General features: G+C 73.3%; 14 protein-coding genes. 5 read left to right on the top strand and 9 right to left on the bottom strand.

Annotated features, from left to right (window positions below; all coding sequences use genetic code 11):
* Positions 1 to 2: 2 nt before the first annotated feature.
* The 7 genes from FED44_RS02495 to FED44_RS02465 form a co-directional block, all read right to left on the bottom strand.
* Complete coding sequence (locus FED44_RS02495; protein ID WP_138459906.1) at positions 3 to 686, bottom strand: response regulator; 684 nt, start codon at positions 684 to 686, stop codon at positions 3 to 5.
* Positions 687 to 708: 22 nt separating this feature from the next.
* On the bottom strand, positions 709 to 2,202 hold the full coding sequence (locus FED44_RS02490) for a serine hydrolase domain-containing protein (RefSeq protein WP_138459582.1): 1,494 nt from the start codon (positions 2,200 to 2,202) through the stop codon (positions 709 to 711).
* A gap of 110 nt (positions 2,203 to 2,312) precedes the next feature.
* Positions 2,313 to 2,798, bottom strand: a complete 486-nt coding sequence (locus tag FED44_RS02485; protein ID WP_138459581.1) for a DnaJ family domain-containing protein — start codon at positions 2,796 to 2,798, stop codon at positions 2,313 to 2,315.
* Between the two features lie 101 nt (positions 2,799 to 2,899).
* Positions 2,900 to 3,358 (bottom strand): hypothetical protein, encoded by a 459-nt coding sequence (locus FED44_RS02480; protein WP_117409234.1) that lies wholly within the window; start codon positions 3,356 to 3,358, stop codon positions 2,900 to 2,902.
* A 75-nt stretch (positions 3,359 to 3,433) separates the two neighbouring features.
* Positions 3,434 to 4,312 carry a CDP-alcohol phosphatidyltransferase family protein gene (locus FED44_RS02475; protein WP_138459580.1) on the bottom strand — a complete coding sequence of 293 codons (879 nt, stop codon included), beginning with the start codon at positions 4,310 to 4,312 and terminating at the stop codon, positions 3,434 to 3,436.
* Between the two features lie 328 nt (positions 4,313 to 4,640).
* Positions 4,641 to 5,255, bottom strand: coding sequence for a trimeric intracellular cation channel family protein (locus FED44_RS02470; protein WP_138459579.1), 615 nt, complete (start codon positions 5,253 to 5,255; stop codon positions 4,641 to 4,643).
* Between the two features lie 66 nt (positions 5,256 to 5,321).
* Entirely contained in the window at positions 5,322 to 6,398 is a 1,077-nt protein-coding gene (locus tag FED44_RS02465) for a L,D-transpeptidase (protein ID WP_138459578.1), read from the bottom strand.
* A 147-nt stretch (positions 6,399 to 6,545) separates the two neighbouring features.
* On the opposite strand from FED44_RS02465, the gene FED44_RS02460 reads away from it, so the two are divergent.
* The 4 genes from FED44_RS02460 (at position 6,546) to FED44_RS02445 (ending at position 10,221) form a co-directional block, all read left to right on the top strand.
* Positions 6,546 to 7,160 (top strand): pentapeptide repeat-containing protein, encoded by a 615-nt coding sequence (locus FED44_RS02460; protein WP_138459577.1) that lies wholly within the window; start codon positions 6,546 to 6,548, stop codon positions 7,158 to 7,160.
* Positions 7,161 to 7,293: 133 nt separating this feature from the next.
* On the top strand, positions 7,294 to 8,724 hold the full coding sequence (locus tag FED44_RS02455; RefSeq protein ID WP_222867865.1) for an aldehyde dehydrogenase family protein: 1,431 nt from the start codon (positions 7,294 to 7,296) through the stop codon (positions 8,722 to 8,724).
* A gap of 107 nt (positions 8,725 to 8,831) precedes the next feature.
* Complete coding sequence (locus FED44_RS02450; protein WP_138459576.1) at positions 8,832 to 9,518, top strand: siderophore-interacting protein; 687 nt, start codon at positions 8,832 to 8,834, stop codon at positions 9,516 to 9,518.
* Positions 9,519 to 9,678: 160 nt separating this feature from the next.
* Positions 9,679 to 10,221, top strand: coding sequence for a hypothetical protein (locus FED44_RS02445; RefSeq protein ID WP_138459575.1), 543 nt, complete (start codon positions 9,679 to 9,681; stop codon positions 10,219 to 10,221).
* 67 nt (positions 10,222 to 10,288) lie between these two features.
* On the opposite strand, the gene FED44_RS02440 is transcribed toward FED44_RS02445, so the two are convergent.
* A complete protein-coding gene (locus FED44_RS02440; protein ID WP_208758794.1) occupies positions 10,289 to 10,765 on the bottom strand; it encodes a MarR family winged helix-turn-helix transcriptional regulator in 477 nt (158 codons plus the stop codon).
* Positions 10,766 to 10,869: 104 nt separating this feature from the next.
* Between FED44_RS02440 and FED44_RS02435 the strand changes: the two genes are divergently transcribed.
* Positions 10,870 to 12,969 carry an MMPL family transporter gene (locus tag FED44_RS02435; RefSeq protein ID WP_138459574.1) on the top strand — a complete coding sequence of 700 codons (2,100 nt, stop codon included), beginning with the start codon at positions 10,870 to 10,872 and terminating at the stop codon, positions 12,967 to 12,969.
* On the opposite strand, the gene FED44_RS02430 is transcribed toward FED44_RS02435, so the two are convergent.
* Entirely contained in the window at positions 12,970 to 17,301 is a 4,332-nt protein-coding gene (locus FED44_RS02430; protein WP_138459573.1) for a cation-translocating P-type ATPase, read from the bottom strand.
* Between the last annotated feature and the right edge of the window lie 27 nt (positions 17,302 to 17,328).

Here is a 17,328-nt window from a genome sequence, read left to right as displayed (position 1 = left end):
GCTCAGGACCTCCGATCGGCCGGCGCGCCGGGTGCGGCGGGCACGAGACCCGCCTCGTACGCCAGGATCGCGGCCTGGACCCGGTTCCTCAGGCCGAGGCGGGTGAGGATCTGGCTGACGTATCCCTTGACCGTCCCCTCGACGAGGTGCAGCCGCCGGGCGATCTCGGCGTTGGACAGCGCGGCCCCGACCAGCGCGAGCACCTCGCGCTCCCGCTCGGTCAGCTCGTCCAGGCGGTCGCGGGCGGTCCCCGGCACGCCGTGCGGGCGCGTACGGAGGCGGGCGATCACCTGGCGGGTGACGGCAGGGGAGAGGTACGCGCCGCCGGCGGCCACGGCACGGACCCCCGCGATGAGTTCCCGGGGATCGCCCGACTTGAGCAGGAACCCGGAGGCCCCGGAGCCGAGCGCGCTCGTCACGTACTCGTCCTCGTTGAACGTCGTGAGCATCACGACCGCGATCTCGGGGAGGACGCGCCGCAGCTCGGCGGCCGCCCCGAGCCCGTCGAGCCGCGGCATCCGCACGTCGAGCAGGCAGATGTCCGGGCGGTGCCGCAGGGCGAGGTCCACGGCCTCGCGCCCGTCGGCCGCCTCGGCGGTCACGTCGATGTCGCCGGCCGTGCCGAGGATGCTCCTGATGCCGGCCCGGATCAGCGCCTCGTCGTCCGCCAGCAGGACCCGGATCATGTCTGACCTCATGTCGGGGACGCTACCGAAGCGCGCGGCGGGCGAGCACGGTGCGGGTGAGCACGGTCCGGGTGAGGCGGGCGGCCACGACGGCGACGGCGGCCAGCGCCCCGGTGGCGGCCCAGACGTACAGCGCGGGCCAGACATACGTCAGCTGGTCCAGCGTGCCCACCCGGTTCAGCAACAGCCCGGCCAGGTCCGCGAGCCCGAGATAGAGCGCGAGAGGCAGCGCGTACGGGACCAGCCGCGCGGCCAGCCGCCATGCGGGCCTGCCCGTACGGCGGCGCGCCCAGCCGCCGGACCGCAGCACCCCCGCCGCGCCGAGCGCGAGGTTGAGCAGCGACAGGCCGGCCAGCCAGTAGTCCGCCGACATCGTGAAGGGCGCCGCGTCCGTGTCCGGCCTGCCCTCGATCATCCCGGTGACGCCGTCGCTGATGATCAACGCGTCGTCCCCGGAGACCATGCCGGTGTTCGTGACGACGGCGATGCCGTACCCGCTCGCGGGCAGGATCGTCTGCGCCGAGTTGTGCGTCAGCAGCCAGCCGGTGTGCCGCAGCATGGGGGCTCCCCCGCCGGTCCGGCCGGCCGACCAGCCCATGCCGTACGTGCTGCCGCCCACGCCCGAGGGGGCCTGGGCCGTCCTGACGGTGCCCGGCGGGAGGACGTGACCCGCGCCGTCCTGCGCGATCAGCCATCTGGCCATGTCGTTCGCGGTGCTGACGACTCCGAAGGAGCCGTTGACGAACCACTTCGGATGCGCACGCCCGATCAGCCGGCCGTACGCCCGGACGTACCCGGCGCCCGCGCCGGGGAACTCCTCCGTCGTGTTCACCGTCCGGGTGGACGTCATGCCGAGCGGGGTGAGCACCGTGGCGGCCAGGCAGTCGGCGAACGGCTTCCCGGACACCACCTCGGCCAGCCGCGCCGCGACCGCGTAGTTGGGGTTGTGATAGATCATCCGGGTGCCCGGCGTCGCGGCGAGCGGGGCGTTCCGGAGCATCGCGACGGCGTTTTCAAGGTCGTCCGGCGCGGGGAGCGTCAGTTCGGGAAAGGTCCGGTCGCTCATGCCCGAGGTCTGCTGGAGCAGTTGCCGCACGGTGATCGCACCGGCCCGGGGATCGGCCATCGTGAAGTCCGGCAGGTACCGCCGCGCCGGGGCGTCCAGGTCGATCCTGCCCTCGTCGGCGAGGCGGAGCACCGCCAGGGCGGTGAACGACTTGGAGATCGAGGCGAGCGGCATCGGCGTGTCCGCGGTGATCGCCTCGCCGCCCGCCGTGTGCCCGTGCCCGGCGGCGTACACCACCCGATCGCCGCGGACGACCGTCACCATCGCGCCGGGCAGGCCGGTCCGCCGCATGTACGACCGCACGTACCGGTCGGTCGCCGCCGATGTCACCTCGCCCGGCCGCTCGGCTACGGCCCCCGCCGCGGTGCTCGCCGCCGCTGTTCCCACTACCGCCGTCCCTGTCAGTGTCGACAGCAGGCCGGCGACCGCGGCGATTCTCCGTGTCCGCACCGTCTTCTCCCCGATCTCTCACGTGTACGCAGGTCACGTACGGTATGAGCCCTCAGGGGGGCGGCACAGCGGACGATCGGAAGGTCTCTCACCCGACTTTCGTCAGGTGTTCAATGGCGCCACAGCCGGCGGAGGAAGGAGCGCCTGGCCGGGGCGGGCGGGGGAGCGGGTTCCGTCTCGGCGGCCCGATCGGCGACCGGGCGGGCGGCCCGCCATCCGGCGGCGACCTCGTCCACGTCGATGAGCGGCTGCACGACCGGTGGGCCCGACAGGGGCCTGCGGTAGCTCTCGCGGATCCTGTCGTTCATCTCCTCGGCGATCCGGCGCGCCTCGGTCTCGGTCCGCGCGCCCAGCGCCGCCGCCCTGGCCTCCTCGGCCTCCTTGCGCAGCGCCAGCGTCTCCGGCAGCGGGAACGACAGGTTCTCCGCCCGCATCTTCTGCTTGATCCACCACATCTCGTCGTACGGCTCGCCCGCGCCGGGGATGGGCTTGCCGGCGCCCGGCAGGTTGTCGAACTCCCCGCGTTCGGCGGCCTCGCGGATCTGCCGGTCGATCCACGACTCGAAGCTCGTCCCGAGGGGTCTGCGGTCCGTCACGGCCTCACCTCGCACGGTCTCGCACGGTCTCGCACGGTACGGTCGGCATCCTCCCCGCAGGATAACCGGCGCTCCGCCGGCCGCCCGCGGCGCCGTTCGCCTCACGGCATCGTCTCGTGGCCGGGCTGCCCGGGGGTGCGGCGCTGCTGTTTGAGCTCCGCCTCGAAGAGATGGCGGCGGCCGCCGGCCAGCTCGTCACGCGCCTGCCGCTCCAGCTCCTGGAAGAGCGTGTAGTAGCCGTCGTCGTACTCCTCCACGATCTGGAAGGTCCAGCGCCCCTGGAGGACGTTGCGGCCGATGAGCTCGCGTTCGATCCGGTCGGCCCACTTGTCGTGCCCGGCCTGGCGCAGCAGCCGTACGGCGTCGTCCAGCTCGAAGTCCGCCGTGCCGGTGAGCTGGTGGAAGGCGTACAGGTGGCCCCTGGCGCGGTGGATCGTCTCCAGCGCCTTGCTGAGCCTGCCCAGCGCGTCGACGGTGACGTCGTCGAGACCGGGTGGCCGGCGGTGGCCCGGATCGGGCCGGGCAGGGAGGTCCTCACGGGATTCGTCGCGTTCGGTCATGTCCCCACCGCTACCCGCCGCGCCCGCCTCTCTACCGGCGTCTCTATCGGCGTCTCTGCCGGTCACGACGCGGCGTCATCCGGAGGCGCGGATCACGGCGAGCACGCGGGACAGGTCGCGTGACGACAGCAGGAGCTTGTACATGATCGCGGCCTCGAACAGCAGCAGCAGGGCCGCCGCGCCGACGGTCACCGGTACGATCGCACCGGTCAGCGGCCCGACGATGAACACCGCCATCTGGAACTCGATGCCGCTCATCAGATGGGTACGGACCCGGTGCGCGCGCAGCCACTCACGCAGCCGCGGATACCAGGAGAAACGGGTGCGGAACTCCTCCTGCAGGTCCACGGCCGCGGCCAGGCGGACCCTGATCTCGTCCGGGTCGTCCTCGGGGTCGTCGCGCAGCAGCGCCCGTGGAAGGGGCGCGGGGCCGCCGGACGACTCGCAGTAGGCCCGCCGCACCCTGCGCCGCATCTCCCGGCGGACCTTCGCGATCTGCAGGGCGTCGACGTAGCGGAGCATGTCGAGGAACACCACCGTGATGCCCAGCAGCGGGTAGACGTCCTCGCCGGTCACGCGGTACTGCCCCCACACCAGCGCGACGGTGCAGGTCAGCACCCTGATCCGGTCGAAGACGTAGTCGAGCCAGCCGCCGAGGACGGTGCCCGTCCCCTTGAGCCGGGCGATCTTCCCGTCCATGCAGTCGAGGACGAAGCTCAGATGGTAGAGCACGGCCCCCGCGACCAGCCACGCCCACTCCGCCCGCAGGAAGCACCAGGCCGACCCGAGGCCGAGGGCGAACGCGCCCCAGGTGATCTGGTTGGGGGTGACGGACGTGCGGTTGGCGGTTCCGACGACCAGCCGGCCGGCCAGGGGATCCACCAGGAACACGGTCCACCAGGCGTCTCGCGCCTTGTACGTCTGCGAGCGTACGTCTTGGAATGTGAACGTCATTTCGGGGGGCTTTCTGGTTGTCTGGCGAGTCGCGGGAGAAATGTCAGAAATCGTCGTCCAGGCCGAGCGCATGCGAGTCGTCGCCCGGACGCGGGTCGCCGGCGCCGAGCAGGGCGACCGTCGGCAGGAGAAGAGTCCTGAGCATGCCCATGCCCTCAGGTCGGCATTTCTTCGGAATTCTTCGGTGTTCTTTTTCCCGCTACTCATCAAAGCACCCGTCGGCCGCCTTCCGCGACTTTTTCCCGGGGTGCCCGGGCATGCGAAATCACTGAATAGTGATAAATCTGGATTTAATCGGCCGGGCGCGTGAGGCCGGCGTCAGACCGGCTCAGACCGGTCCGCCGACGCCCCGGGCGAGGGGAGCGCGCCAGCCGTACCGCATGGCGAGGATGCGGAGCGCGAAGGCGAGCACGGCCGAGGAGAGGGTGGCGGCGAAGCCGCGGATGTCCAGCGCGTACAGGACGGCCATCGCCGTCGAGCCGAGCATCGCCGGCACGGCGTAGAGCTGGCGGTCGTAGAGCAGGGTCGGCATCTCGCCGGACAGGACGTCGCGGATGACACCGCCGCCGACCGCCGTGCAGACGCCGAGCAGCACGGCGTGCAGCGGCGAGAGGCCGTACGCCAGCGCCTTGGCGGTGCCGACCGCGCAGAACAGGCCGAGGCCCGCCGCGTCGAAGACCAGCACGCCGGGCATCGCCCGCTCGACCTGCGGATGCCAGAAGAAGGCGATGGCGGTGGCCGCGATCGGCACGAGGAGATATCCGGTGTCCCGGAAGGCGGCGGGCTGCACGCCGATGAACAGGTCGCGCGTGATCCCGCCGCCGACGGCGGTGAAGAACGCCAGCACCGCCATGCCGACCACGTCGAGCCGTTTGCGTACGCCCTGCAGCGCGCCGGAAAGGGCGAAGACGAAGATTCCGGCGAGGTCGAGGGCGGGAGTCACAGGTGTGGAGTCTCCCACACGGCTCTCACGCGGCTCTCAGTGGCCGACAGGCCTACCTGGGGTGCGTCACCCCTCCAGGCCGCCCGAGGTCGGGGAGGGGGACGCGGAGGGGGCCGGGGAACCGGCCGGCAGGGCGCTGCCGCGCTTCCACTGGGTCCAGTTCAGCTGCCAGTAGCTCCAGCCGTTGCGCCAGTCGAGCTTGCGCTTGGTGCCGGTGACCTGGACGACGTCGCCGCGCTGGCTGATGCCGTAGAACCACTTCGCCCCGGCGGGGGTGGCCCGCACGCAGCCGTGGCTCTGGTTCGACTTGCCGAGGAACTGGTAGTCGCCCGCGCTCTGGTGGACGTACTCGCCGCTGTCGGAGATCCGGACCGCCCAGGGGATCTCCAGCTTGTAGTAGAGCGGGTCCTTCGGGTCGGTGACGCCGAGCCAGGACGAGGTCATCGTCTCGACCCGCTTCTTGCCCATGGCCAGGTGGACGCCGCTGGTCGTCAGGTAGACGTCCACGCCGTTCTTGACCAGGCCGCCGCGGCCCGCGCTGATCGGGATCGTCTTGGCGAGCTTGCCGTCGCGGCGGACCTTCATCACGTGCTTCTTCGTGTCGACGACCGCGATGTTGGCGGTGCCGACCGCGAAGCGGCGCGAGACGTCCTTGGCGGCCTCGTTGCCGGGGATCCGGCTCAGCAGGGCCTTGAAGAGCACCTTCTGGTGCGGCTTCCAGTACGTCTTGGTCCGGTAGACGACCTTGCGGTCGGAGACCCAGCGCCACGCGCCCTCGACCGGCTTCTCGGCCTGGACCAGCAGCACGGACTCCGCGGCCGCCCGGTCGCGTACGGCCCGGTCGAAGGTGACGATGATCGGGAACCCGACGCCGACCCGCTCGACCTTCTCGCCCATCGGCGTGATGTCGGCGATGCCCAGCTTCGGCTTGCCCGCCCTGCGCGCCGTCCTGGACGCCGCGTGCGGCGCGAGCCCGGCGGCTTCGGTGGCCTGCGCGGCCGGAGTCTGTGTGGCCGCGGTCTGTGCCGCCGTGGTCTGTGCTGCTTCGGTCTGTGGGGCTGTGCCTTCCGCCGAGCAGGCCGTTGCGACGGCGATGGCGGCGACGGTCAGTGTGACGTGGGCCGCCCGCCGGAGGATGTTCACGGTCTACTCCTCAAAGAGGGTTTCACTGCGATTTGCACTCTCTTGGAACGTATGAAAAGCCGGTTTTGTGCGTCCGAGACCATAACGATCAAGTAACTGTCGGGGCCGGGCGATACGGTCGGCGCATGTGTTGTCAGAGGGGCCGCCGTGGTTGAGCGCGCGTACGGCAGACAGGCTCCGCCCACGGAGAGCACGGTCGAGTCCGAGGACTGGGACGGCCGGGACCTGTCGGGGGAGAGCCACCGCAGGGTGGAGTTCACCGACGTCGACATGACCGAGGCGTCGAGCCGGGGCGCTGAGTTCTTCGAGTGCGTCTTCCGGGACGTGCGGTTCAACGTGTCCACGCACACCGACTCGGCATTCGTGAGCTGCACGTTCGTCCGGTGCTCGTTCTTCGACGCCACCTTCACGGGGTGCAAGCTCGTCGGCAGCGTCTTCGAGCGCTGCGGCCACGACCTCATGAAGGTGGAGGGCGGTGACTGGTCGCTGACCGCCCTGCCCGGCGCGGACCTGCGCCGCGCGTCCCTGACCGGCGTGCGGATGCGCGAGGCCGACCTGACCGGAGCCAACTGCGCCGGGGCGACGATCCGCGGGGTTGACCTGTCCGGCGCGTGGCTGCACCGGGCCGACTTCTCCCGCTGCGACCTGCGCGGCAGCGACCTGTCCGCGCTCGATCCGCGCACGGCCGAGATCGCGGGCGCCGTCGTCGACCCGCATCAGGCGATCGTCGTCGCCACGTCGCTCGGCCTGGAGGTGCGCTGACGGGAAGTCCGGGAACCGTGGTGATAACCGTACGCACCCGGGGGTAGCGAGCAGGGGTAGAGCGACCACGTCGCACGAGGCCTTACAACCACGAGGGCGTACACGTGAGTGCGAGTCACGGGAGGAGACCGGGGTGCGGGACAGGGATCGCTGGGTGCTGACCGACGGGGAGTGGACGGCGAGCGCGAGCGAACGTGACCGCACGGTCGCCGACCCCGCGACCGGGGAGCCGCTGGGCGACTTCCCCGCGGGCTGCGCCGAGGACGTGGAGCGCGCCGTCGACTCGGCCCGCCGCGCCCAGGCGGCCTGGGCCCGTACGGCGCCCGCCGAACGGGCGGCGTGCCTGCACCGGATCGCCGGGCGGATCGAGGCCCGCGCGGACGAGCTCGCCGAACTGGTGACCAGGGAGATGGGCAAGCCGATCGGCGACAGCCGCGGCGGCGTGGCGGCCGGCGCCGGCACGCTCAGGCAGTACGCCGAGCTGGGGCCGCTGCACCGGGGGCGCAGCCTGCAGGGCGGCTGGGACGCCACCGACCTCATGGTGCACGAGCCGCGCGGCGTCGTGGCGGTGATCACGCCGTGGAACGACCCGGTGGCCATCGCCTGCGGGCTCGTCGGGGCGGCCGTCGTGACCGGCAACACCGTCGTCCACAAGCCGTCCGAGCGCACGCCGCACACGGGGGCGCTGCTCGCCGGGCTGATGGCGGAGGAGCTGCCGCCGGGCGTGCTCACCATGGTGCCGGGCGACCGGCACGCGGGGGAGGCGCTGGCCGCGCACCCGGGGATCGACCTCGTCGCGCACGTCGGCTCGACCGCCGCGGGCCGCGCCATCGCCGCGGTCGCCGCGCGCACCGGCGCGAAGACCCTGCTGGAGAACGGCGGCAAGGACCCGCTGATCGTGGACGCCGGAGTGGACGCGAAGTGGGCGGCGGGGCAGGCCGCGACCGGCTGCTTCGCCAACGCCGGGCAGATCTGCACCTCCGCCGAGCGCGTCTACGTCCACCGGGACGTCGCCGAGGAGTTCCTCGCGGCACTCGTGCAGCGGGCCGAGGAGCTGCGCATGGGCCCCGGCCTGAACGAGGAGACCACCCTCGGGCCGCTGGTCGACCGGGCGCAGCGCGACATCGTGGACCGGCACGTGCGCGGCGCGATCGAGGCCGGCGCGCGGCTGCTGACCGGCGGGTACGTCCCCGAGGGTCCCGGGGCCTTCTATCCGCCGACCGTCCTGGCCGACTGCACCGAGAACATGGACGTCATGTGGGAGGAGACGTTCGGCCCGGTCGCGGCGGTGCGGGTGGCCGGGTCGTTCGACGAGGCGCTGGAGCTGGCCCGCGAGTCGCGGTACGGCCTCGCCGCCACGGTCCTGACGCCGTCGATGGCCAACGCCCAGCGGGCCTGGCGGGAGCTGCCGGTGGGCACCGTGAAGATCAACGCCGTGTTCGGCGGGGCGCCGGGCGGCGCCGCGCAGCCGCTGCGCGGCAGCGGGCACGGTTTCGGCTACGGCCCCGAGCTGCTCGACGAGATGACCCACACCAAGGTCGTCCATCTCAGTCCGCTGGCCTGATTCCACCGCTCCGGTCCGCCGGTGGGCCGACGACGCCTCCCGCTTGACTTCAGGTGCACCTCAACCGGCACTGTTGACCCCATGAACTCAAGTCGGGAGGCCGCGCCATGAGCCTCTTCCTGCACGGCACCGTCGCGGAGATCGAGCAGGTCGCCGAGCGCATGCGCCGCGTTCGCATCGCCGGGCCCGGCCTGCGCGGCCTCACCTGGAAACCGGGCAACCACATCCGGGTACGGGTGGGCGACCCGCGCTCGCCGCGCTCGTGGCTGCGTGGGCTGCTGCGCACCTACTCGATCTGGCAGTACTCGCCCGACGGGCATCTCGACCTGTGCGTCCTCGACCACCCCTCGGCTGGGCCGGGAGCGCTGTGGGCGAGGGAGGTTCGCGTCGGAGATCCGGTCGCGTTCCTCGCCCCGCAAGGCAGGTTCGTGGTGCGTGCGGACGCGCCGTACCACCTCTTCGCCGGAGACGAGACCGCGGCCGGCGCGTTCGGGGCGATGCTGCGCGCCCTGCCTCCGGCCGCGACCGTGTACGGCGCGATCTCCGCGGAGAGCCCCGGGGACCGTCTTCCCCTGGAGCGGGCCGACCGCCTCGGCTGGTCCTACCGGCCGGCCGATCTCGTCGGCGCGATCCGCTCGCTGGACCTCCCCGCCACGCCGGGCGTCGCCTACCTGGCCGGGCAGGTCCGTGACTGCCAGGCGGTGCGCGACCATCTCGTCCGGGAACGCGGCTGGTCGCGCGGAGACATCGTGATGAAGCCCTTCTGGGCTCCCGGACGGCGGGGCATGGACTGACGGGCCGGGCTGATGGGCATGGACTGACGGGCACGGACTGGCGGGCACGGACTGGCGGGCTCGCCAGGCTTGACCCGACATTGGGCGTGGGCGGCGTGATCGGCGCGGACGCGCTGCCTACCGTCTTCCTCGTAGGGATCCGTGACCTCGGGGGAGACTCATGATCATCTTCTCGGCCGCCGCCGCTCTCGCCGCGACGCTGATCGCCGGACCGGCCGCGTTCGCCGACCCCGGGCCGTCCGCGGCCCTCTCCGGCACCAACGGCGGCACCACCGCTGACAGGACGGGCGGGGAGGCGCCGGCGCAACAGCCCGACACTGTGGTCGGCGACCCCGGCTACGGCCCCTCAGGCCCGGACGACAACACCGGGGACGGCACCGGTTACAGCCCGGCGTACGCACCGGCCACCGTGCCGGCCGCCGTGCCGGTCGTCGCGCCCGCTTCCTTCACCGGACAGTCCAGCCAGGCCGGCCAGCCGGAGCAGGCCGTCTACCACCTGAAGGGCAAGGACGGCGTGCGGCACGACGTGGTGGTCGTCCCGATCTCGGACGACCCCTCCAAGCCGATCGCGCTGCCCGACTTCGGCTTCCAGAAGTTCAAGGTGACGGACAAGCCGCGCACCCACCGGCCGCGCGCCCACGCGGCGCGGCGGCACCAGGGTAGGAAGCATCACCACGGCGGCAGGGCGCACCGCCGCCGCTGACGTACGCTCCAGCGCGAGAGGCGCCCTCTCACGCGGCCTTCTCACGCGTCCTTCTCACGAGCCCTTCTCACGAGCCCTCTTGGGTCGTCTCCTGCCGGGCCGCGACGGTGGCCTCGATGCTCCGGCCGAGGAAGCGCCCGATGACCCGGCGCTCCTCGGGGGTGAACTCTTCGAGCGCCGCCGACATCCGCCGTCCGAGCGGTGCGAAGAACCGGCCCGCGAGGGCCGCCGCCTGCTCGTGCATGGCGAGTTCCACCTTGCGCCGGTCGCCGGTGCTCCGATGCCGCGTGAGATGGCCGGCCTGCTCAAGACGGTTGATCAGGGCGCTGGTGGCGGGCGCGCTCAGGTTGAGCGCCGCGCCCAGTGCCCCAGGGGTCAGCGGCCGCCCCTCACGTGAGGCGTCCATGATCACGGTGAGCGCGTCGAGGTCCGTGCGGTGCAGTCCGTGGTCGACGGCGAACTTCTCGGCGAACCGGTCCACCTCGACGTTGAGACGCCGCATCAGGTTCATCAGCTCGAAGGGATCGATGGTCTCCTCGGCCACACGCACCACCTCCCGCGTTGCCAACCACCCCCGGCTCCACCTAATCTTTCCACGGTAGAAATATTCCACGGTCTGAAATATTTCACCATGGAAAGAGATGGCGGATGAGGCGAGCAGATACTAGTGGATGGGCGGCGCTCTGGGGTCCCCGGGGCAAGTGGCTCGCGGTCGTCCTGGCGATCGTCGTCTCCGGTCTGGCCCTGGCGCTCGGCGGCGCGTCGAAGGTGAACACCGACCCGGCCGCCGCGCTGCCCAGGGGCGCGGAGTCGGCCACGGTGGCCCGGCTGCAACAGCGGCTGCCGAGCGGCCAGCTCGCGCCGGCCCTGGTCGTCTACAGCCGTGACGGCGGGCTGTCTCCGCAGGACCGGGCGTCGATCGACGCGGACGCGCGGCGGCTCACCGCGCTGGCGGCGGGCGGGCGGGTGCCGCCGCCCGTCTACTCGGACAAGGGCGACGTGGCGCTGCTGAGCGTGCCGCTGCGCGGCGCACTGCCGCTCGCGGATCTCACCGACGCCGTACGGAAGGTCAGAGAGGAGGCCGCGGCCGGCCTGCCCGCGGGGGCGCGGGCGCAGGTCACCGGCCCGGCCGGGTTCAAGGTCGACCTCGCGGCGGTGTTCGACGGCGCGAACCTCACCCTGCTGGCGGTCACCGCGTCGGTCGTCGCGCTCCTGCTGCTGATCACCTATCGCAGCCCGTGGCTGTGGCTGGTCCCCCTCGGCGTCATCGGCGTCGCCGACCAGGTCGCGGCCAAGATCGTCGCCGTGCTCACCCGCACGGCCGGGCTGACCGTGGACGACTCGACCCTCGGCATCACCTCCGTGCTGGTGTTCGGCGCGGGCACCAACTACGCGTTGCTGCTCATCGCCCGCTACCGGGAGCAGCTTCGCGTCCACGACGACCGGCACCAGGCCATGGCGCGGGCCGTCCGCTCGGCGGCCCCGGCCGTCCTGGCCAGCTCGGCGACGGTCACGCTCGCCCTGGTGACGCTGGTCCTCGCGGACTCGCCGGCCGTACGCGGCATCGGGCTGGCCGGGGCGATCGGCATCGTGACCGCCGTCTGCTACGCCCTGCTGGTCCTGCCCGCCGCGCTCGTGCTGTTCGGCCGGGGGCTGTTCTGGCCGTTCGCCCCGAAGACGGGGCAGCCGGACCCGGCCCGCGACGGAGTCTGGGCGCGCGTGGGCGGCGCGGTGTCGCGGCGGCCCGCCCTGATGACCACGGTGAGCGTGGCCGTGCTGGCCGTGCTGGGCCTGGGCGTCGCCGGGCTGAAGGTCGGCCTGTCGCAGACGGAGCAGTTCCGGGAGAAGGTGGAGGCCATCGCGGGGCAGGAGACGCTCGGCCGCGCCTTCCCGGCCGGGAGCGCGCAGCCGCTCGTGCTGATCTCCCGCGCCTCCGCGGCCGAAGAGGTCGAGGCCGCCGCCTCGCGGGTGCCCGGGGTCGTGCGGGTCACGCCGGGCGACCGGACCGCCGAGTACGCCCGGGCCGACGTGGTGCTACGGGCGGAACCGGGCACGGAGGCCGCCTTCTCGGCGGTCCGCGCGCTGCGCGCTGCGGTGCACGCCGTGCCCGGCGCGCAGGCCGTCGTCGGCGGGCAGCCGGCCGTCGACCTGGACGAACGCGACGCGGCCACGCGCGACCAGAAGCTGGTCATGCCGCTCGTGCTGGGAGTGGTGCTGCTCGTCCTGCTCGCCCTGCTCCGCTCGGTGGTCGCGGCGGTGACGCTGGTGCTGACCGTGATCGCGAGCTTCGGGGCGAGCTTCGGGGCGGGCTGGTTCGCCTTCAGGCACCTGTTCGGCTTCCCGGCGCTCGACCTCGACGTCCCGCTGCTGAGTTTCCTGTTCCTCGTGGCGCTGGGGATCGACTACAACATCTTCCTCGCCACCCGGGCCAGGGAGGAGGCGGCGGAGCAGGGCACCCGCGAGGGTGTGGTCACCGCCCTAGCGGTGACCGGCGGGGTCATCACGAGCGCCGGGGTCCTGCTCGCGGCGGTGTTCTCCGTGCTCGGCGTGCTGCCGCTGATCACGCTCACCCAGATCGGGGTGATCGTCGGGTTCGGCGTGCTGCTCGACACGGTCCTCGTGCGCAGCGTGCTCGTCCCCGCGCTGGTCACGCTGCTGGGCGACCGTTTCTGGTGGCCCGGCGACCCCGCCGCCGGGGCGACGCCCACGCGCACGCCCGTACGGCAGGCGGAGGCGGCCCGCCCCTGATCACCGTACGGCCGGTCGCCCTGCGAGCACGCCCACGAAGGTGGCGGCCGCGGCGCTGCTGAGGCCGATGACCCAGCCCACCGGTCCGAGGGGTCGGCACCCGAAGACGGTGCTGACCCCCGGCACCGTGACGATGAACCCCAGGACGGCGAGCGACGACAGGGCGGCCAGCGCGATCACCCGGTCCCGCCCGCCCTCCACCATCGTCTGCATGAGCTGGGCCGACACGAGCGCGACGAGACCGATCGTGTTCGCCCGCGTGCGGGTGCCGCTGAGGCGGCCGGCGAGCCACGCGACCGTGGCCGCGCCCGCCGTCACCGCGGCCCGCAGGTAGATGTCGCGGGTCAGCGACGCGCCCAGCGACGCCTCGGGGCCCTCGGCGAGCAGTCTCTCCGGGTCGGTCGAGGCCGGCGGCCGTACGGCGACCACCATGGCCGGCACCATGTCCGTGAGGAGGTTGACCAGCAGGAGCTGCCGGGCGTTGAGCGCGCTGCCGCCGGCGAGCAGGGAGGACCCCACGGTGTAGGCGATCTCGCCGATGTTGCCGCCGAGGAGGATGCTCAGCGAGTCGCGCACCGAGCTCCACATCGCCCGGCCCTCGACGATGGCGTCCACGATCGTCTCGATGCGGTCGTCGGTCACGACGAGGTCGGCGGCGGCCCGGGCGGCGGGGGTGGCCCGCGAGCCCAGGGCGATGCCGACGTCGGCGGTGCGGATGGCGGGCGCGTCGTTCGCGCCGTCGCCGGTGACGGCGACGACCTCTCCGGCCCGGCGCAGGCAGGTGACGATCCTGGCCTTGTGGGCGGGGGTGGCCCGGGCGAAGACCGACACCTCGGGCAGCACCTTGGTCAGCGTCTCGTCGTCGAGCTCGTCCAGCGCCGGGCCGGTCATCACCCGCCCGCCGTTCAGCGCGTTCAGCTCGACCGCGATCGCCTCGGCGGTGCTGGGGTGGTCGCCGGTGACCATGACGACCCTGACCCCGGCCCGCATGAGGCGGCCGACGCTCTGCGCGGCCGTGGGCCTGACCGGGTCGGCCAGGCCCAGGAAGCCGAGGAAGCACAGCTCCTCGATGCGCGACTCGTCCAGGTCGCTCCGGTCGGACGCGGGCCGCTGCGCGACGGCGAGCACCCGGTAACCCTGCCGGGCCAGCCGCTCCACCTCCTGCTCCAGCTCCAGCCGTACGGACTCGTCGCAGGGCACCGCACCGGTCTCGCGGTGGACCGTGGTGCAGTGGGTGAGCACGACCTCGGGGGCGCCCTTCACGCTGAGCAGGTGGCCGTGCTCGGTCCGGCCGAGCACGGCGTGGTATCCCCGGCCGGGCTCGAACGGCATCTCGTCCACGCGTTCCCAGTGTTCGAACCCCTCCTCGGGGATGACCTCCAGCCGGTGGGCGCCCTCCAGCACGGCGCGGTCGGTCGGGTGGGCGATCACCCGCCCGGCGCCGGACCGGGGGCTCGCCCGCACGGCCGCGGCGAGGACGCGCCGCAACGCGACGTCCGCGTCCGCCGCCTCGACCGGGCGGCCCGCGCGTCCGTCGGAGATGTGACGCAGGCTGATCCGGCCCTCGGTCAGCGTGCCCGTCTTGTCGAAGCACAGCACGCCGACCCGGCCCAGGGCCTCGATCGTGGACGGGTTGCGCACCAGGGCGGCCCGCCTGGACAGCCGTCGGGCGGCGGCCAGCTCCGCCACGGTCGCCACGAACGGCAGCCCTTCGGGCACGGCGGCGACCGTCAGGCTGACGGCGGGGGTCAGCGCTTGGGCGAGGGACCGGCCGCGCAGGAGGTCGGTCACGAGCAGCACCAGCCCCGAGGCGATCGAGAGCGGGAGGATCCGCCGGCTCAGCTCCCGCAGGCGCAGCTCGACACCGGTCGGCGGGCCGGGCTCGCCGGCGAGGCGGGCGCTGCGCCCGGCCTCCGTCAGGTCGCCGGTCGCGACGATCACCGCCCGGCCGCTGCCGGCCGCGACCGTCGTCCCCTGGTAGACCATCGAGACGCGGTCGGCGACGGCCGCCGCCATGGTCGGCGCAGCAGTCTTGGCGACCAGCTGGGACTCCCCGGTGAGGCTGGACTCGTCGAGCTCCAGCCCGACCGCCTTGATGACGCGGGCGTCGGCGGGCACGGCGTCGCCCGCGCGCAGCTCGATGACGTCGCCGGGGGCGAGGTCGTCCTTGGAGGCCTCGACCACCCCTTCGGGCCGGCGCAGCCGTACGAGGACCTCGGTCGACTCGGTCAGGCGGTGCAGCGCCTGGTCGGCCTTGAACCGCTGCACCCCGCCGAGGAACGCGTTCACGACCATGACACCGCCGATCAGCACCGCGTCCAGCATCGAACCGACCATGGCGGAGATGCCCGCACCGGTGGCGAGGGCGGGCGTGAGCGGGTTGGCGAGCTCCTCCACGGTGGCCCGGGTGAGCGAGTGCGGCCGTTCCTCCTCCTCGGGCGCGGCCTGCGCGCGCCGCTGCTCCGCCTCCTGCCCGGCGATGCCCTGGGGCGAGGAGTCGAGCCGGGAGAGCACCTCCCGGGCGGACATGGCGTGCCACGGGGTGGTGTCGGCGCGGGGCGGGACAGGGATCCGGCCCGCGCCGCGCCCGGCCCACTCGCCGAGCGCGATGGCGGCCCCGGAGACGGCGGCGCCCGCGATCTGCGCCCGCCGCAGGGCCGTGCCGGCCGGGCCCGCGACGGCGAGCAGGGTGCCGACGACCGCGCCCGCGGCCCCGAGCCGTACGGCGTTCGCGCTGGTGCGGCGCGCGCGGGGCAGGCAGCGCAGGAACAGGTGGACGCCGTGCAGCTCCCCGGCGATGTCGGCGTCCCACGGCACGATCCCCTTCGGATCGACGACCCCGAGGCCGACGTCGGCCTGGGCCAGCGCGTGCCGGGCGCCCGCGGACACGACGACCACGCAGCGGCCCTCCGCCTGAAGCTCGTAGACGCGCCCGGCGAGCTCGGCGCCGCCGGGCAGCATCCGGGAGATGGCGAGACGCCGTGCCAGGCCCTCGTCGCCGCCCGCGAGGAAGACGGTGCCGGCCCCCTTGGCCGCGCTGACGACGGGCACGGCCAGGGCGTCGATCTCCGGGGCGAGACCGGCGACGGCGACCCGGGCGCCGTCCCTGGCCACCTCCACGGCCCGCAGTCCACGGCTCCGCCAGCCGTCGCCGCCGGGAACGAGCCGCGCGGGGTCCGGCAGCGGCCGCGCGGACCACCCGTCCCCGTTCCGTATGCGCCCGGGGTCGGCGAAGTCGATGAGGGAGTAGAGCCGGGAGTACAGCTCGTCGGTGTCGAGTCCGTCCACCAGAGGCTCGACCCGGTCGATCGTCCACGAGCCGGTCGTGAGGGCGGCGGCGTCGAGGATCACGGTGTCGACGCGGTCCATCCTGCGCAGGGAGTCGGCGTCGAAGACGACGGTGTCGTGTTTGCCGAGCGCGCGGAGGACGGCGCCGGAGAACGCCTCCCGGCCGAGGTCGGCGGCCCTCGGAGTGGCCGAGACGAGCACGGACACCGCCCGCTCGCCCCGCGTGAGGAACCGGGCCGCCGTGTAGCCCGCGGCGCTGATCGGGCCGACCACGTCGGCGTACCGCTCGATCGGGCCGTGCGGGAGAGGGCAGGGCCGGGGCCGCGACCCCGCCCTGACGTGGTGGTAGGAGCCCGGCCGCTCGGCCAGCCGTTCCTCCAGGTCCTTCCAGGCGTACCGGCCCGCCTTGGTCTCCACATAGCGGCCGAACGAGGCCGCCGCGTGCACCAGCAGTCCCGCCGGGCGGAGCGTGAGCGTCTGGGTGACCAGGTTGGCCGTGGTGAACAGGACATCGGCGGGACGCCGGCCGAGGCGCCGGTCGAGCTCCTCGCGGAGCGCGGGCGTCGCGTTGACGAGCTGCACCAGCGAGGGCACGGCGGCGGGGAGCCGGGGCACCCGCACCGCCCTGGCGAGGAAGACCCACCCGATCCCGGCCAGGCCCGCGCCCAGCCGTACGGTCGCCCTCAGGTGCTCGTGGGCGAGGTGGACGGGGGTCTCGCGGGCGTGCTCCTCCAGCGAGTCGAGCTCGGCGGTGAGCCTCAGGAGCTCGTCCCGGTCGGTCAGCTCGGGGTCGCAGGCGACGAAGACGCAGGAGATGCGGCCGTTGACCTCCGCCCGTTCCACGCCCGGGACCTCGCCCAGCCGCGTCTCCAGCCGCGTGGCGGCCTCCTCGGAGCCCGGCCGGCCGATGCCGTGCAGGCCGATGCGCAGCCCTCCCGGGCAGAGGCGCACCTCACGGGTGCACGGCAGCAGGTCGCGGAGCGGTTCGGGCAGCACGCTCCGCAAGAGGGCCACCGATGTCGTGAGTCCCTCAGTGAGGATCATCACCCCTCCTCGCGAGAGTCGGGGGGA

The sequence above is a fragment of the Microbispora triticiradicis genome (genome assembly GCF_005864065.1).
Lineage (GTDB): Bacteria > Actinomycetota > Actinomycetes > Streptosporangiales > Streptosporangiaceae > Microbispora > Microbispora triticiradicis.
Note: the sequence above shows the minus strand (reverse complement) of the source record. Positions and strands in the feature narration are given on the sequence as shown.

What these genes read in the sequence shown, in the direction of transcription:
- FED44_RS02475 (WP_138459580.1), bottom strand. Translation starts at nt 4,312, where the DNA reads ATGACGTTCACATTCCAAGACGTACGCTCGCAGACGTACAAGGCGCGA.
- FED44_RS02495 (WP_138459906.1), bottom strand. Translation starts at nt 686, where the DNA reads ATGATCCGGGTCCTGCTGGCGGACGACGAGGCGCTGATCCGGGCCGGC.
- FED44_RS02480 (WP_117409234.1), bottom strand. Translation starts at nt 3,358, where the DNA reads ATGACCGAACGCGACGAATCCCGTGAGGACCTCCCTGCCCGGCCCGAT.
- FED44_RS02445 (WP_138459575.1), top strand. Translation starts at nt 9,679, where the DNA reads ATGATCATCTTCTCGGCCGCCGCCGCTCTCGCCGCGACGCTGATCGCC.
- FED44_RS02435 (WP_138459574.1), top strand. Translation starts at nt 10,870, where the DNA reads ATGAGGCGAGCAGATACTAGTGGATGGGCGGCGCTCTGGGGTCCCCGG.
- FED44_RS02450 (WP_138459576.1), top strand. Translation starts at nt 8,832, where the DNA reads ATGAGCCTCTTCCTGCACGGCACCGTCGCGGAGATCGAGCAGGTCGCC.
- FED44_RS02430 (WP_138459573.1), bottom strand. Translation starts at nt 17,301, where the DNA reads ATGATCCTCACTGAGGGACTCACGACATCGGTGGCCCTCTTGCGGAGC.